This is a genomic window from Rhodobacter lacus (assembly GCF_042683065.1).
In the GTDB taxonomy this organism is placed as follows: domain Bacteria; phylum Pseudomonadota; class Alphaproteobacteria; order Rhodobacterales; family Rhodobacteraceae; genus Rhodobacter; species Rhodobacter lacus.
On the sequence record NZ_JBHUIX010000005.1, the window covers coordinates 203231 to 216996 of the forward strand.

General features: G+C 67.3%; 13 protein-coding genes, 1 tRNA gene and 1 pseudogene. 3 read left to right on the plus strand and 12 right to left on the minus strand.

Annotation, left to right across the window (positions count from 1 at the left end; all coding sequences use genetic code 11):
• Positions 1-159 precede the first annotated feature (159 nt).
• From ACFSM0_RS06070 to ACFSM0_RS06080, 3 genes are all read right to left on the minus strand, one after another.
• Positions 160-1458, minus strand: coding sequence for a homoserine dehydrogenase (locus tag ACFSM0_RS06070; protein ID WP_377388326.1), 1299 nt, complete (start codon positions 1456-1458; stop codon positions 160-162).
• Positions 1459-1560: 102 nt separating this feature from the next.
• Positions 1561-1767, minus strand: a complete 207-nt coding sequence (locus tag ACFSM0_RS06075) for a hypothetical protein (RefSeq protein ID WP_377388328.1) — start codon at positions 1765-1767, stop codon at positions 1561-1563.
• Positions 1768-1989: 222 nt separating this feature from the next.
• Entirely contained in the window at positions 1990-2139 is a 150-nt protein-coding gene (locus ACFSM0_RS06080) for a hypothetical protein (protein ID WP_377388330.1), read from the minus strand.
• Positions 2140-2217: 78 nt separating this feature from the next.
• Between ACFSM0_RS06080 and ACFSM0_RS06085 the strand changes: the two are divergent.
• A pseudogene (locus ACFSM0_RS06085) lies at positions 2218-2451 on the plus strand (transposase); the annotation flags it as partial.
• Positions 2452-3034: 583 nt separating this feature from the next.
• Here ACFSM0_RS06085 and ACFSM0_RS06090 read toward each other — a convergent pair.
• Positions 3035-3110 (minus strand) — tRNA-Thr (locus tag ACFSM0_RS06090).
• Between the two features lie 114 nt (positions 3111-3224).
• Between ACFSM0_RS06090 and ACFSM0_RS06095 the strand changes: the two genes are divergently transcribed.
• Entirely contained in the window at positions 3225-4112 is an 888-nt protein-coding gene (locus ACFSM0_RS06095) for a hypothetical protein (protein ID WP_377388332.1), read from the plus strand.
• A 237-nt stretch (positions 4113-4349) separates the two neighbouring features.
• On the opposite strand, the gene ACFSM0_RS06100 is transcribed toward ACFSM0_RS06095, so the two are convergent.
• Entirely contained in the window at positions 4350-4598 is a 249-nt protein-coding gene (locus ACFSM0_RS06100; protein WP_377388334.1) for a DUF2312 domain-containing protein, read from the minus strand.
• A 151-nt stretch (positions 4599-4749) separates the two neighbouring features.
• On the opposite strand from ACFSM0_RS06100, the gene ACFSM0_RS06105 reads away from it, so the two are divergent.
• Positions 4750-4965 carry a hypothetical protein gene (locus tag ACFSM0_RS06105; RefSeq protein WP_377388336.1) on the plus strand — a complete coding sequence of 72 codons (216 nt, stop codon included), beginning with the start codon at positions 4750-4752 and terminating at the stop codon, positions 4963-4965.
• On the opposite strand, the gene ACFSM0_RS06110 is transcribed toward ACFSM0_RS06105, so the two are convergent.
• The 7 genes from ACFSM0_RS06110 to ACFSM0_RS06140 all read right to left on the minus strand — a co-directional run bounded on the left by ACFSM0_RS06110 (position 4952) and on the right by ACFSM0_RS06140 (position 13665).
• Positions 4952-6970 (minus strand): enoyl-CoA hydratase-related protein, encoded by a 2019-nt coding sequence (locus ACFSM0_RS06110; RefSeq protein ID WP_377388338.1) that lies wholly within the window; start codon positions 6968-6970, stop codon positions 4952-4954. The two genes, ACFSM0_RS06105 and ACFSM0_RS06110, sit on opposite strands and share 14 nt — an antisense overlap.
• A 77-nt stretch (positions 6971-7047) precedes the next feature.
• The gene (locus ACFSM0_RS06115; protein ID WP_377388340.1) at positions 7048-7401 is read right to left on the minus strand and encodes a TraR/DksA family transcriptional regulator; all 354 of its coding nucleotides are present in this window, start codon (positions 7399-7401) and stop codon (positions 7048-7050) included.
• An 87-nt stretch (positions 7402-7488) separates the two neighbouring features.
• Entirely contained in the window at positions 7489-8736 is a 1248-nt protein-coding gene (locus tag ACFSM0_RS06120) for a FliM/FliN family flagellar motor switch protein (protein WP_377388342.1), read from the minus strand.
• Positions 8737-8864: 128 nt separating this feature from the next.
• The gene (locus ACFSM0_RS06125) at positions 8865-11561 is read right to left on the minus strand and encodes an ATP-binding protein (RefSeq protein ID WP_377388344.1); all 2697 of its coding nucleotides are present in this window, start codon (positions 11559-11561) and stop codon (positions 8865-8867) included.
• Positions 11562-11564: 3 nt separating this feature from the next.
• Complete coding sequence (locus ACFSM0_RS06130) at positions 11565-11858, minus strand: hypothetical protein (RefSeq protein WP_377388346.1); 294 nt, start codon at positions 11856-11858, stop codon at positions 11565-11567.
• Positions 11858-12253 (minus strand): response regulator transcription factor, encoded by a 396-nt coding sequence (locus ACFSM0_RS06135; RefSeq protein ID WP_377388348.1) that lies wholly within the window; start codon positions 12251-12253, stop codon positions 11858-11860. Before ACFSM0_RS06135 ends, ACFSM0_RS06130 begins: the two co-directional genes overlap by 1 nt.
• An 83-nt stretch (positions 12254-12336) precedes the next feature.
• On the minus strand, positions 12337-13665 hold the full coding sequence (locus ACFSM0_RS06140; RefSeq protein ID WP_377388350.1) for a short-chain fatty acyl-CoA regulator family protein: 1329 nt from the start codon (positions 13663-13665) through the stop codon (positions 12337-12339).
• Between the last annotated feature and the right edge of the window lie 101 nt (positions 13666-13766).

Consider the following 13766-nt stretch of genomic DNA (forward strand, 5'->3'; position numbering starts at 1 on the left):
AGAAGATCGGTGCGCGCGCGCAGGGCAAGGCCGCGCGCGCGGGTCTGTTCGCCCTGCGCGCGCCCGGTCTTTTGTCCGGTCTTTGGCTTCGGTGCGGTCAGAGTCGGCGTCGGTCCGGCGGGGGCACAGGACTGCGCCGATGCCCGTTTGCGCGCGGGCTCAGACTTCCTCGATCCGCAGCGCGACCGGGGCGCCATCCACCACGCCGGTTGCGGGCAGCGCCGCGATCGCCACGTCGATCGCGTCACGGGTGGTCTTGTGGGTGACGATCAGCACCGGGGCCGAGGTGTCGGCATGGCCATATTGGCGCATCCGCGAGATCGACACGCCCGCATCGCCCAGTGCGGCGGCGACCTTGGCCAGCGCGCCCGGTTTGTCGATCAGTTGCAGGCGAAGGTAGAAGGGCGCGGGGGCCGAGACCGCGGCGGGGATCGGATCGGCAAGCCGCGCGGCGGGTTGGCCAAAGGTCGCAAGCCGGGTGCCGCGCGCAATGTCGAGCACGTCGCCCATCACGGCGGAGGCGGTCGGGCCCTCGCCCGCGCCTGCGCCGCGCAACACGATCTGGCCCACCGAGTCGCCCTCGATCACCACCATGTTGGTGCCGCCCTGAAGCTGGCCGAGCGGTGAGGCGGCGGGCACAAGGCAGGGCGTCATGCGTTGCTCAAGGCCGCGGCCGGTCATCTGCGCCACGCCCAGAAGCTTGATCTTGTAGCCCATGTCGGCGGCGCGGCGGATGTCGTCGATGGAAATGCAGCCGATGCCCTCAAGCACGACATGCTCGAAACTCACCTTGGTGCCAAAGGCAATGGCGGCGAGAATCGAGAGCTTGTGGCCCGCGTCGATGCCGCCCACGTCGAGCTGCGGATCGGCTTCGAGATAGCCCAGTTGCCGCGCCTCTTCGAACACGGTCTCATAGGGCAGGCCCGCGGTCTCCATCCGGGTCAGGATATAGTTGCAGGTGCCGTTCATCACGCCCATGACGCGGCGGATCTGATTGCCCGCGAGGCCTTCGGTGAGCGCCTTGATCACCGGGATGCCCCCCGCGACGGCGGCCTCATAGCGGATCACCCGGCCCGCATTCTCCGCCTGTTCGGCCAAGGCTTGCCCGTGATGGGCGAGCAGCGCCTTGTTGGCGGTGACCACATCCTTGCCAGCCTTCAGCGCGGCCATCGTTGCGTCTTTCGCCGCGCCTTCATGCCCGCCCATCAGCTCGACGAACACGTCGATGTCGTCGCGCGTGGCCAGCGTGACCGGATCAACCTCCCAGGCGTAGCCCGAAAGATCCGCATCGCGGTTCTTGGTGCGATCGCGGGCGCTCACCGCGGTGATCACCACCTTGCGGCCGGTGCGGGCCTCCAGCATCTCGGCGTGGCGCTGCACGATCTTCACCACGCCGATGCCGACGGTGCCGAGCCCGGCGATGCCGAGGCGGAGCGGGGATGCGTCGGGGGCGGACATGGGAACCTCGTGCGTCTGATGTGCTTTCCGCCCTGTTAGCCGTTTGGCTGCGGGCTTGCAACGCGCCCGTGGCCGGGCGGTCCGGTCTTCGCGCTGCGGGGCTCAGGGCGTTTCGGCGCGCAGCGCCGCGGCACGGGCGCGCAGTGCGGCGGCACGCGCCTCAAGCACCGGGGCGGGCGAAGGGGTGAGCGGTTCCTCGATCAGGAGCGTGTCGGCGGGCACAAGCGCCGGATAGGCCTCTTGCCCGCCGCTCCCGCAGGCGGTCAGCAGGAGCAGCACGAGCAGAAGAAACGGGCTCTGGCGGCGCATGGGGCCTCCGGTCAGTTGCGGTTGCACCACCATAAGCGCGCGGGCGCGCGGGCGCCAGAGCGCTCTGGCCGCGTCGCCTTGCCCGCTTCGCGGCGGTTACAGAGAACCCCTTGGGTTTTGGGGCTTCCCTGATCAGTTTTTTGGCCCAACTAAAGCTGTCCTTCATGTCAGGGGCTTTCGTGGGGCCGGGCGAAGCCCCCGGATCGGCTGCGTTCGTTTCCATCATTCGCGCTCCGAACCAACAGCGCGGCGTAGCATGTGGTTCAGCTCGCCCGTCATGGTGCGACCGTTCGCACGGGCAACGGCCTTGCGACGGTCGCGCAACGCGCACGAGGTCCGAAAGATGATCTTGGTCTGTGTCGCGTTCTTCATAGGAACTCCTTGTTAGGCTCCAGACCCATTGATTTCAGGGCTTTGGCGTGATTCAGGCTGCGCAAGGAGACCTGATCTATGAGCAATCTTTACTGGCTGACCGAGGCGCAAATGGAGCGTCTGAAGCCGTTCTTTCCGAAGAGCCATGGCAAGCCCCGCGTCGATGATCCGCGCGTTTTGAGCGGCACAATCTTCATCAATAGCAATGGCTTGCGCTGGTGTGATGCGCCCAACGAATACGGCCCGGCCAAGCCCCTCAACAACCGCTGGAAGCGCTGGAGTGACAATGGCGTCTTCGCGCGGATCATGATGGCTCGCCACAGCGGAAATCTGGAACCCGGTGCGACCGATCCGAAACGGCAGCCATTGGCGCGGCCAGCCAGTCGATGGCGGCGCGGTGTTCTACCCGCTTCGCCTGGCCGGATCGCGGAAGGTCTGCCCAGGGCACTTGCGATAATGGCTCAACATATTGATTTAGAGCAACTTTACACATCATTCGCGATAGCCGCAAAAAGTGCAAAGGTACCCGCAAGGCCAACGCGCCGCTGAACCGCAAAATGCCCGGAAAATCGGCCTTTTACCGTGTTTCATGAGGCGTTGCAGAAGCACCTGCGCGCGCGGGATCGGGCCCAGAACGGTTATTGTGGGAGACCTGCTGCCCGTCACGAGTGCAAAGTTCAGCGGCGCCTGCCCCGTCGCCGCACCGGAAAAGCGCTGCAATTTCCGTCACTTATCGCCTGCTCCCGGCTTTTCCCAGCTGTTCCCGGATTACCTCGGTCGTACCCGGGTATTTTGTCGGCTTACATGAGTCGCTGAAACGCCTTTGCATACGGCTTCCTCGCCACTTCCGAAGATCGGAACGCCGCCTGCAAGAGGCTGAAAATGTTTGGTATTTTGGTGCCGACAGAGGGACTCGAACCCCCGACCCCCTGATTACAAATCAGACGCTCTACCAGCTGAGCTACGCCGGCCCCGTCGTTGAAATACCCTCCCCCATCGGGCCGCGCAAGCCCGAGACGCATGACGCCACAACCGGTTTGCCTCCGTCAGGGCCCCTCGCTATGGTTGCGCGAGGAGGCCGCATCATGCATCTGGTGTTTCATCTTGGCGCTCACGCCACTGACGAGGAGCGGTTGATCCGCACGCTCGCGGCCAATCCCGAGGCAATGGCCAGCGCCGCCTCCCATGCCCCCGCCCCCGGCGCCTATCGCAAGGCGCTGCGCGAGGCATTGATCGCCCTCAAGGGGCGCCCGGCCGACCCGGAGACGCAAAAGACCCTGCGCGACGCCTGCACCACCGGCGCTCCGGGCCCGGTCGCGCGGCTGGTGTTCAGCTACGAGAATTTCCTTGCCCTTCCCGATCGCGCGATCGGGCCTGCCGGGCTCTATCCTGCGGCGGCCGACAAGCTCGCGCCGCTGGCCAATCTGTTTCCGGGCGAGACCGTCGCGTTCCATCTCGGGCTGATCAACCCGGCGGTTCTGATTGCCGCGCTCCATGCCCGCCAGCCCGGACGCGATCTTGATGACATGCTCGCCGGGCATGCCCCCGAGGCGCTGCGCTGGGGGCCGGTGATCGCGCGCATGGCCGAAGTGGCGGGGCGCTGCGGCGCCACGCTGACGCTCTGGTGCAACGAAGACCTGCCGCTGCTCTTTCCCGAGCTTTTGCGGAGCCTTGCGGACCTGCCCGAGGAAGCGGTGCTGGCCGGAGAACTGGCGCTGGTGGAAGACCTGATGGAGCTCGAAGGGGTGAAGCGGCTGCGCGCCTATGTGGCGAACCATCCGCCGCTCTCGGCAGAACAGCGGCGCAAGGTTCTGCGCGCCTTTCTCGAGAAATTCGCCCGGCCCGAGGCGATGGAAGCGGATCTGCCGCTGCCGGGCTGGACCGAAGCGCTGGTGGCCCGGATCGGCGCCGCCTATGAGGAAGACGTTGCCCTGATCGCGCAGATGCCCGGGGTGACTGTGCTGCGCCCCTGAGCCCTCCCTTTTGCAACATTTGCCCCGGCTCTCGACCTTATGGCGCGGCCTCAATTTCGTATATCGAACATTGCGCGCGGCGCCATGCCCCCTCAGGGGCCTGAGTGCGGGAGAACCAAAGACGTCGCGGAGCGCCTGTCGCCGCCAAAGCGGCTTTCAATTCTTCAACATAAGACTGGTTTCGGGGCCAGTCACACGCCCCGAAACTATCTTTTTGCAACATTATCGCGGGCCGGCTCAAACCATGCCGAGCGCGGCCTTGTAAATGTCCATGATCGCCTCTTCCTCGGCGATATCGTTCTTGTCGCGCTTGCGCATGGCGATGATCTTTTTCATCACCTTGGTGTCATAGCCGCGCGCCTTAGCCTCGCTCATCACGTCTTTCTGTTGCTCGGTGATGTCCTTCTTCTCGGCTTCGAGATGCTCGTATTGCTCGATGAACTGGCGCAGCTCATCGGCGGCAACATTATAGGCGTCGTTGGGCATGGGATCCTCGCTGGCGGTGAAGCCCCTCCCTAACGCAGCCCCCCGCCGCCTTCAAGCTTTGCACGGGGCGCGAGGCCGGGCGGGATGGGACAACCGGCGGGCTTGCCAAGCCCGGCGCTTGCCTGTAGCCCGGACGAAAGCGGAGGACGGGATGGAGATACTGATCTGGATCGGGGCGGTTGTGTCGCTCGTGGGTCTCGTGGGGATCCTCTATTGCGCGACGCTGATCGCCAAGGCAAAGGGCGCGGGACTTGACGATGCCGCGCTGCGCGAGCGGCTGCGCCGGGTGGTGGCCCTCAACCTCGGTGCGCTGTTCGTCTCGGCGATCGGATTGATGATGGTGGTGCTCGGCATCACCTTGCAGTGACGGACGGCGCCTGCGGCGCGATGAAGCCGCGCCCGTCCCGGATCAACAGATCCAGCAGCGGCGAGGGCAGGGGCGCGCCCTCTGCAATGAGCGCGCGCAACCGCTTGCGCAGCGCGAGCGCGCCGATCCGGTCGGCCTCGAACATCGGCCCGCCCCGCACCGGCGCAATGCCAAGCGCCGCCACCGCGACAAGGTCGATATCCTCGGCCCGGTAAGCGCGCCCGGTCTGGAGCGCCGCAGCCCCCTCGCCCGCCAGCTCTGCCAGCACCCGCGCAACGATCTCTGCCGCCGAGAGCCGCACGGCGGTGATCCCCTCCGCAAGGCGAAGCGCAGCAAGCCAGTTTGCCTCGCCGGCACGCGGTTGCGCCACACCGCCCGCGGCATAATCGAAAACACCCGCCCCCGCCGCGCGGCCCGTGCGACCGGTATCCGCAAGCGCGGCCATCAGTGCCCGTCCCTGGCGCCCGGCCACCGCAAGCCGCGCCTGCACCGTGGCAATCCCGAGCGCATCGACCCGGGCGAAGGGGCCCTCGGCAAAGCCCCACGCTTTCAACGCTCCGTCAACCTCGGCCGGACTTGCGCCCGCGAGCACAGCGCGCTCTGCCGCCGCGATCCAGGCCGCCTCAAGCCGCAGCGCCAGCGCCGTGCCCGCCACCACAAGCGTGCCATCGGCGCGCAAAACCGCCGCAAGGCGCGGCAGCTCGCCAATCTGCTCCGGCCCGCCCGGCCACAGGATCGCAAGCCCCGGCGCGCGATCAAGCCCGATTTCCGTTGGCCCCGGCATCGCCCCGGCCAGCACCAGCGGCACCGCCGGATTGCGCGCGCCGCGCAAGGCGACCAGTTCCGAGGCCTCCGAGGGCACCGCGATCAGAAGATCGGCGGGCTCGAAATCTTCCGGCGCCGCCACCGGCTCAAGCCGCGCCCAATCCGCCTCGCGCCGCGCCGCATCAATCCGCCCGGAGGCGAGCGCGGCCTCCTGCGCCTGCGCCACCGCGGTCAGCAAGGCCTCCAGCCGGGGCGCGCTGGAGGCCCCAAACTGCACTTCGAGCCCACGCCCGACCAGCGCCAGCAACTGCCGCTCGGAGGGGTTCCAGAGCGCGAGCCGCGACACGCGCCGCACCGGCGTGACCTCTGCCCCCGGCCCCGCAAGCCCCTGCGCCAGTCGGCGCGCCCGCGCCAGATGGCGCAGCGCCGCCGAGGCCGGGCTTGCGCAGAGATCGTCATAGGCGACCGCCTCGACATCAAGCGCGGCGGGCAAAGGCAACAACAGCGCCGCCTCCAGCACCTCGACGAGGCGTGCCAGCCAATCCGCCGGTTGCCCTGACGCAAGCCGCCCCCGCGCCGCGGTCAACGCATCAAGCGCGGGCCCCGAGGCCTCGAACGCCGCCTCCTGTGGCCGGAACGGCGTGGCCTGTTCGGCCACCCGCAGGGCCTCGGCGAGCGCCGTGCTCTCGATGGCGCCTTCCGAGACCAGCGCATCACAAAGGCCAAGCCGCATCGCCGCCTCTGCCGTCAACGGGCGCGGCGACAGCAGCGCCTCAAGCACCGCAGCACCGCCCGCGCGCCGCGCAAGCCGCACCGTGCCACCCGCCGCCGGGATCAGGCCCAAAGCCGGTTCGGGAAAGAGGAATTGTGTGGACGGCAGCGCAAGCCTCAGCCCCGCCGCCTGCGAAAGCGCGAGCGCCCCGCCCGAAATCTGCCCGGTGAGCACCGCCACCACCGGCACCGGCGCGGCAGCGATGCGCGCGCTCAAATCGGCCAGACTGGGCACGCCTGCGGATGCGGGCGCGTAATCGAGCGCCGGATCGGCAGCCACAGGCCAGCCGCGCAGCACCACGGCCTTGAGATCGGGCAGCGCAAAGACCTTGGTCAGCGTGGTGTCGAGCGCGGCCCGCAACTCGGCCTCAAAGCCCGATGGCGGCGCAGCCCTCTCCTGCGGCGCCAGACCGCCCAGGTGGACGATGGCCACGCCCTCCTGCCGCTGCACCCCAACCTTTCGCGCCATACCGCCTCCGTTTTGCACAACTTACGCGGGCAGGCCCCGAGGCCGCAAGGGAAACCCTTGGCAAAACTGCTGCAAGATCAGGATTTTCGGGTGTTTCGCGGGTCTGCGTGGGCGGCACAGAAAGGCGTCGCCGGGATCAGGTCGAGCCGCTCCTCAGAGATCTTTTCGCCGCATTGAACGCAATAGCCATAGTCGCCCGCCTCAATCCGCGCGAGCGCCGCCTCGATCATGCGCAACTCGCGCTCCGCGGCGGCACCAAGATCTTCAAGCACTTCATCCGTCTCGCGCTCGGTCGCCATCTCTTCCCAGTCGCGCGCGTCATGGTCCTCGAACTCGCCGGAAATCTGGTCAAGCCGTGCAGCAAGCTGCGCCTTGCGGGCCAGAAGCTCTGCCCGGCGGGCCTCGAGAGATGTTGCGGCGGCAGAGGTCATGGCGCGCTCCCGGATCGGTGCATGAAAACACCAAAGGCGCCGCAGCGCCTTGATACAGGTCAACCATCGGGAGAGCGCCGTGGCGCGTTACATGCTCGACCCGATTTTCAGCGGCGGCAGGCCACCGGTTTCGCCCTCGGGATCGAGCCCGCCAAGGCCACCCAGACCTCCGAGCCCGCCCAGATCACCGGTTTCGCCCCCAAGGCCGCCCAGACCGTCAAGGCCACCCAGACCGCCCAGATCAGCACCGCCGTCAAACCCGCCAAAGCCGCCAAGACCCTCTGCCCCGGGCTCGGGGTCATAGGCGGGGGAGTCGATCCGGTCGAGCGGACCGAGCGGCGCGGCCGCCGCGGGCTTGCCCGCAAACGGGCTCTCGCCCGGCTCGAAGGGCTGCGGCACCACGCGGCGCACCTTGGGCGTGCTGGTGTCGAGATCAAACATGCCGCTGTTTTCTTCTTCGCTCAGGCGCACCGCACGCATGCCGCGATGCTGGCCAAGGCGTGCCGCCGACAGGCGGCGTTTGCCCACGCCTTCGAGCGTGAGGTTTTCCAGCGCATCGGTCGGAACCGGGAGGCTCATGCCCGGGCGCAGTTGCATCACCGCCGAAAGCGGCAGGGTAACACGATGCAGCACCGCCTCGATCACGGCCGAGGCGCCAAGCACGGAGGTTTCGAGCCGCGTGTGCCATTCTGCCTCGCCATCCGCCGGGGTCATGACGGCCCCCTCTTCGGCATCGCTTCCGGGCAGACGGCGCAGCGCATGGCCGCGCCCGTTGACCGGAACCGCCCAGAGCAGCTTGCCCTTGCGCTCGAACCCGGGTCCAAAGCCAAGCTCGACCTGCCACAGCCGGTAGCCCACATCCTCCAGCAACAGGCCCAGCGGGCGCGGATCATCCAGATAGGAGGCATAACGGAACCCCCCGGCCCAGATCACCGCCTCGGTCTCGGCGAGCGTTTCCTCGATCATGGCCAGAACCGTATCGAGGTAATCCACCACCATCGAGGCATCAATCCGGGTGGGCTTGCGCGCGGGCGGCGCGGTTTTTGCAAGGCTGCCCATCGTCTGCATCTCGATGAGAACCGAAAGCGTCTCGGGCGGGAGCGCGATGATTCCCAGCCCTTCATCGGGGCCTTCGATGATGGCGATCAGCGAAAGCGGTTCGAGCGCCTCGGGCAGATCGGCGAGCGTGCGACGGCTCTCCGTAATGCCAAGGGTTTGAACAGGAAGGGTAAACATATCCTGCGCGACTTTCGAGACCGCCTGGACAATCGCCCGTTCGGCCGTCAGCGGAGAGCCGTCGGACGCGGGCCGCCCCGCCTCCGCCTTGCGTCGCATCACTGTCTGAAGCCGTTCTTCCGTCATACCTTAAAGCTGCCCTTGCCCGATCCAACGGTCAAGGAATCGCAGATCAAGGTTTACAAATGGTTGAGACGGGCAGGAAATTCTTCACTCTTTTCAGGTGCTCACGCGGCGTCGCCCGGGTCGCCCTCGCGTCGCCGCAGCGGCAAGACAATGCGGAAGGCCGCCCCCCCCTGCCCCGGCAAATAGTCGATCGTGCCGCCCAGATTGGCCATGATCTCGCGGCAGATCGCAAGGCCGAGCCCGGCGCCCCCGGCCTTGGATGTGTCCGTCAGGCGCGCGAATTTCTCGAAGATCAGCCCCTGCTGCGGCTTCGCGATGCCCGCGCCATTGTCGATGAAGTCGATCTGCACCCGGTTCATGCGCCGCTTCACCTCGATACGCAAAACCGCCGCCTCGGCATCGCAATATTTCCGCGCATTGGCGATCAGGTTGATGAAAACCTGCACCAGCCGATCGGTATCGGTGAACACCGCCATATGCTCGGTCGGAAAGTCGCGCTCGTAGCGGAAGGCGCGTTCCGGCCGGGTGGAGGAGGCGGCATGGACGGCGCGGTTGATCAGATCATGCAGGTTCGCAACCGAGATATTGAGGTTGACCTTGCGGTTTTCCAGCACGGCGAGGTCGATCAGATCATCCAGAAGCCGGGTCAGCCGCCGCGCCTCTTCGTGGATGATCTCGGCATATTGGGCGCGCACGGGCTCGGGCAGATCGGGCTCCATCAAGATCTCGGAAAAGGCGCGGATCGAGGTCATGGGGGTGCGCAGCTCATGGCTGATCTGGCCCAGAAAGGCGTCCTTTTGCACCGAAAGCGAGGTGAGCTTTTCGTTTGCGGCGCGCAGCGCGCGGGCGGTGCGCGCCAGCTCGTCCGACTGCGCTTCAAGCTGGGCGGAATATTCCTTGATCTCTTGGGCTTCGCTTGCCACCGCGATCAGATCTTCAACGCTCACCGCCGCGCCGCCGATGAGTTGAGAGATCATCGCATGGGCGGTGGCGGCGCCGACCGAGCCCGCAAGCTTGCGCTCAAGCGCGGCCAGAAAGTCGGGCGAGGGCTCGGGCAGGAAGCCGCGCATCCCCTGCCCTGCCGCCTGCGCCTGAAAGAAGAGCTGCGCCTCCTGCGCGCCAAGGATGCGCTGCGCCATCGACAGCAGGTCTTCCGCCTCCGCCTGCCCGCGCGACCAGCCGCGCGCGCCCGAGCGCCCCTCGAACACGTTGACAAAGGCCACGCCCTGCAGCCGTTCCACCGGGCCGGGGAAGGAAAGCATCGAAAAGACCAAAAACGCCAAGGTGTTGAGCATGAGGCTCCAGACCAGCGCATGAATCAGCGGGTCGAGCCCCTCAATGCCGAACAAAGCCTGCGGGCGCAGCCAGCCCAGACCAAACGGCCCTTCGGCCATCAGCTTGGCCGAAATCAGCCCGGTTTCGCCCACCGAGGGCAGGAAAAGCGCATAGAGCCAGATCGCAAAGCCGATGATCAACCCCGCCGCCGCACCGGTATGGGTGGCCCCGCGCCAGAAGATGCCGCCGATCAGCGCGGGCAAAACCTGCGCGGCCCCGATAAAGGCGATGAACCCGATCGCCGCCAGCGCCTCGGAGCCGCCCGAAAGCCGGTAATAACCATAGCCCATCGCCAGCACCGCGGCGATGGAGAGGCGCCGGCTCATCAAGACAAGGCCGCGCACATCGCCGCGCTCGGCCGGGCCGCGCGAGAGCGCGAGCCAGAGCGGCGTGACGATATGGTTCGAGACCATGGTGGAGAGCGCAATCGCGGCGACAATCACCATCGAGGTGGCGGAAGAAAAGCCGCCCAGAAAGGCCAGAAGGGCGAGCCGCCCCCAGCCTTCCGAGAGCGGCAGCGTCAGCACGAAGAGATCGGGGTTTGCGCCCGGCACCGCACGCTCGAGCCCGATCACCGCAATCGGCACGACAAAGAGGCTCATCAGCAGCAGATAGGCCGGAAAGGCCCAGCTTGCGGTGACAAGGTGGCGCTCGTCGGTATTTTCCACCACCAGCACCTGAAACATGCGCGGCAAGGTGAGCACGGCAGCGGCAGAGACGAAGGTGAGCCCGGCAAAGCGGCCCGGTTCCAGTTGCCACGTGGCGAGCGCGGAGGCATCGATCCGCGCGAGCATATCCCCCACGCCATCGGCCAGCCCCCAGACCACCCAGATGCCCACCGCGACCAACGCCACAAGCTTGACGATTGCTTCGAGCGCAACGGCGGTGACGACCCCATGATGGCGCTCGTTCGCATCAAGGTTGCGGGTGCCGAAAAGGATGGTGAACAGCGCCAGCCCCCCCGCGATCCAGAGCGCCGCGGCGGATTGGCTCGGCTGTTCCCAGAATTGCGGCGTATCGGCGGCAAAAACGCCAAAACTCAGCGTCACCGATTGCAGTTGCAGCGCGATATAGGGCGTGGCGGCGGCAACCGACATCAGCGTAACGATCACGCCAAGCAGGTTGGATTTGCCGTAACGGCTTGAAATCAGATCCGCAATCGAGGTGACGCGCTGGGTCCGCCCGATCCGCACCAGTTTGCGCAGCACCCACCACCAGCCGATGAACACCAGCGTTGGCCCAAGGTAGATGGTGAGGAACTCCAGCCCCGAACGCGCCGCCGAGCCCACCGCACCATAAAAGGTCCACGCGGTGCAATAGATCGACAGCGAGAGTGTATAGACCCAGGGGCTGTAGAGAAAGCGCAACCGGCCCCGGCGGGCGCGACGCTCGGCGATGAAGGCGACGAGGAAGAGAAACAGCACATAGACGAGCGAGACCGCGACGAGCGTGTTGAAGGGCATCGCCTAGCTGGTCCCTTCGTCCCGGGGCACGCTGCCCTCGGCTTCATCCTCGGCATCGAGCGCGGGCGCCAGCCCGCGGGCGAGCGCCGCGGCGAGCGCGATCAGCACCGCCCAGGTGCCAAAAAGGTAGATCAGCGCCGAGGCGGTTTCCGCGCGGCCCGCGCCATGCGGATGCCAGAGCCCCGGCAGGAAGATCAGCACCAGACCAAGGATCGGCAACAGCCGCGCGGCATCCATCAGCCGATGGCGCCGGTAGGAGCGGCGCGCCAGAAACAGCGGCGTGGCCTTGCGCGCCATCAGCCGCGCGGCCCGCTGACAGGCTCAGCCCCGGCCATCGCCTCCAGCGCGGCGAGCAGATCGGCATTGGCGAAGGGCTTGGCCAGAAAGGCGGTGGCGCCCGCGGCGGTCGCCGCCTCCCGGTCGCGGCCCTGACCGCGCGCGGTGAGCATCAGCACCGGCGTCGCCGCAAGCCCGGCATCGGCGCGCAACTCCGCAAGGATTTCAAGCCCCGAGCGGCCCGGCAGCATCAGATCGAGGATCACCGCATTCGGGCGGTCCTCCGAGATCCGCGCCATCGCCCGGTGCCCGGAGGGCTCCACCGCCACCGTCCAGCCCGCGCGCGTCAGAATGAACCGGATCGCCTCCGCGATGTTCGGCTCGTCCTCCACCAGCAGCACTTGCCTTTGTGTCATCGCTCCGCCTCCCCCGGGCCCATTCTATTCACGCTTGCCCCCGCGCTGTCAAATCCGGCGCGGGGCCGCCGGAAAGGGGCGTTTCAGCGCAGCGCCATCAGCGAGGGTTCCCGCCGCCCGGGGCAGGCCGCGCGCGGGCAGACCCGGCAGGAGGTGCCCACCGCACGCAGGCTCTCGCCCGGGGTTTGCGCCTTGGCCGGGGTGATCAGCATCATCGCCTCCATCAGCACCGGCCCCTCAAAACTGCTCCGCATGCGCGGCGCGGCAAAAGCGTAGGTCAAAAAGCGTTGCGGCAACCGGCCCGCCATATCCAGCGTGGCACGGATCGGCTGCATCGGTCGGGTCAACGCCTCGTAAAGCGGCCAGAGCGGGCAGCCCGCGGAAGAACGCGGCAGCGCAAAGCCCGGAACGGGGCGGCGCAGGATCAGCGTGCCCGAGGCATCGCACACCACAAGCCCGAAGGGGGGCACGCCCGCAAGCCCCTCGGGCAACGTGGCCAGACGGCGAAACACCACCGGCAGCGGCTGGTTGAGCCGCTCGGCCAGCCGCCCCGGTTCTGCGCCAAGCTCCGCAAGCGCGGCAAGAAACGGCTTGAGCGGAAGCGCGCGGGTGTCGGCAAGCAATTGCGCCAGATAGGCGCGGGCCAGCTCGCGCGCCGCCGAAGCGGCAAGTTCGGGCGCACGCGCGATCACCGCCTCGGCTGCGGGCGGATCGGGGCGTTCGAACTCGGCCAGATGCCAGTTTTGCCCCGCGAGCCATGCCTCAAGCTGCTCTTGCGGTGCGGCAGGCCCCGCCTCTTCTGTCTCGATGCCATCAAGATAGGCCACCAGCCCTTCCGCCGCCCCGGAAAGGCGCAGGCTCTCCTCGGCGATCGTGGCCAGAAAGCGCGCCTGCCATTCCGGCTCGATATCGGGCGTTTCGACAAGGATGGCAGCGCTCGAACGCAGCGAGGTCACGGCAGAAAGCACCTCATGGAGCCCGTCAAGCAGGAAGGGGTCTTGCGCCATACGCTCGGAATAGGTCTCGACCACGCGCTCAAGCGCCGTGACCCGCGCCTGCCGCGCCGCCAGCACCCGCGCCCAAGCGGGAAAGCGGCCCACGAATTCCTCGATCCGCTCCAGTTCCGCCAGATCGTCTGGCCCCGGCACCTCGGCGCCGGAACTGCCCGTTGCCGCCTCTCTCAGCGCTTCGAAAAGCGCGGTCTCCGCCCCTTCAGAGAGCGCCTCCGGCGCGACCTCAAGCGCGGCGGCAAAACTCTCAAGCAACACCTCGCCGACGCGGCGGCGATTGTGTTCGATCAGGTTGAGATAGGCAGCAGAAATGCAAACGCGGCGCGCAAGCTCCGCCTGCCGCAGCTTCAGCGCCAGCCGACGCTCCCGGATCCGCGTGCCGGTCAGTGCCGAACGCGCCATGCCCCCTCCCCCGGCTGCCTGCAGAGAATTTACAACCAGATTACGGAGAACAAAAGCCTTTTACAGCCGCTTTACGCGCGCTCGCGCGGCCCCGCGCAAAG

Excerpts from the sequence above, each read along its gene's own strand:
- ACFSM0_RS06070 (WP_377388326.1), bottom strand. The coding sequence starts at position 1,458 with ATGTCCGCCCCCGACGCATCCCCGCTCCGCCTCGGCATCGCCGGGCTC.
- ACFSM0_RS06075 (WP_377388328.1), bottom strand. The coding sequence starts at position 1,767 with ATGCGCCGCCAGAGCCCGTTTCTTCTGCTCGTGCTGCTCCTGCTGACC.
- ACFSM0_RS06080 (WP_377388330.1), bottom strand. The coding sequence starts at position 2,139 with ATGAAGAACGCGACACAGACCAAGATCATCTTTCGGACCTCGTGCGCG.
- ACFSM0_RS06095 (WP_377388332.1), top strand. The coding sequence starts at position 3,225 with ATGCATCTGGTGTTTCATCTTGGCGCTCACGCCACTGACGAGGAGCGG.
- ACFSM0_RS06100 (WP_377388334.1), bottom strand. The coding sequence starts at position 4,598 with ATGCCCAACGACGCCTATAATGTTGCCGCCGATGAGCTGCGCCAGTTC.
- ACFSM0_RS06105 (WP_377388336.1), top strand. The coding sequence starts at position 4,750 with ATGGAGATACTGATCTGGATCGGGGCGGTTGTGTCGCTCGTGGGTCTC.
- ACFSM0_RS06110 (WP_377388338.1), bottom strand. The coding sequence starts at position 6,970 with ATGGCGCGAAAGGTTGGGGTGCAGCGGCAGGAGGGCGTGGCCATCGTC.
- ACFSM0_RS06115 (WP_377388340.1), bottom strand. The coding sequence starts at position 7,401 with ATGACCTCTGCCGCCGCAACATCTCTCGAGGCCCGCCGGGCAGAGCTT.
- ACFSM0_RS06120 (WP_377388342.1), bottom strand. The coding sequence starts at position 8,736 with ATGCGACGCAAGGCGGAGGCGGGGCGGCCCGCGTCCGACGGCTCTCCG.
- ACFSM0_RS06125 (WP_377388344.1), bottom strand. The coding sequence starts at position 11,561 with ATGCCCTTCAACACGCTCGTCGCGGTCTCGCTCGTCTATGTGCTGTTT.
- ACFSM0_RS06130 (WP_377388346.1), bottom strand. The coding sequence starts at position 11,858 with ATGGCGCGCAAGGCCACGCCGCTGTTTCTGGCGCGCCGCTCCTACCGG.
- ACFSM0_RS06135 (WP_377388348.1), bottom strand. The coding sequence starts at position 12,253 with ATGACACAAAGGCAAGTGCTGCTGGTGGAGGACGAGCCGAACATCGCG.
- ACFSM0_RS06140 (WP_377388350.1), bottom strand. The coding sequence starts at position 13,665 with ATGGCGCGTTCGGCACTGACCGGCACGCGGATCCGGGAGCGTCGGCTG.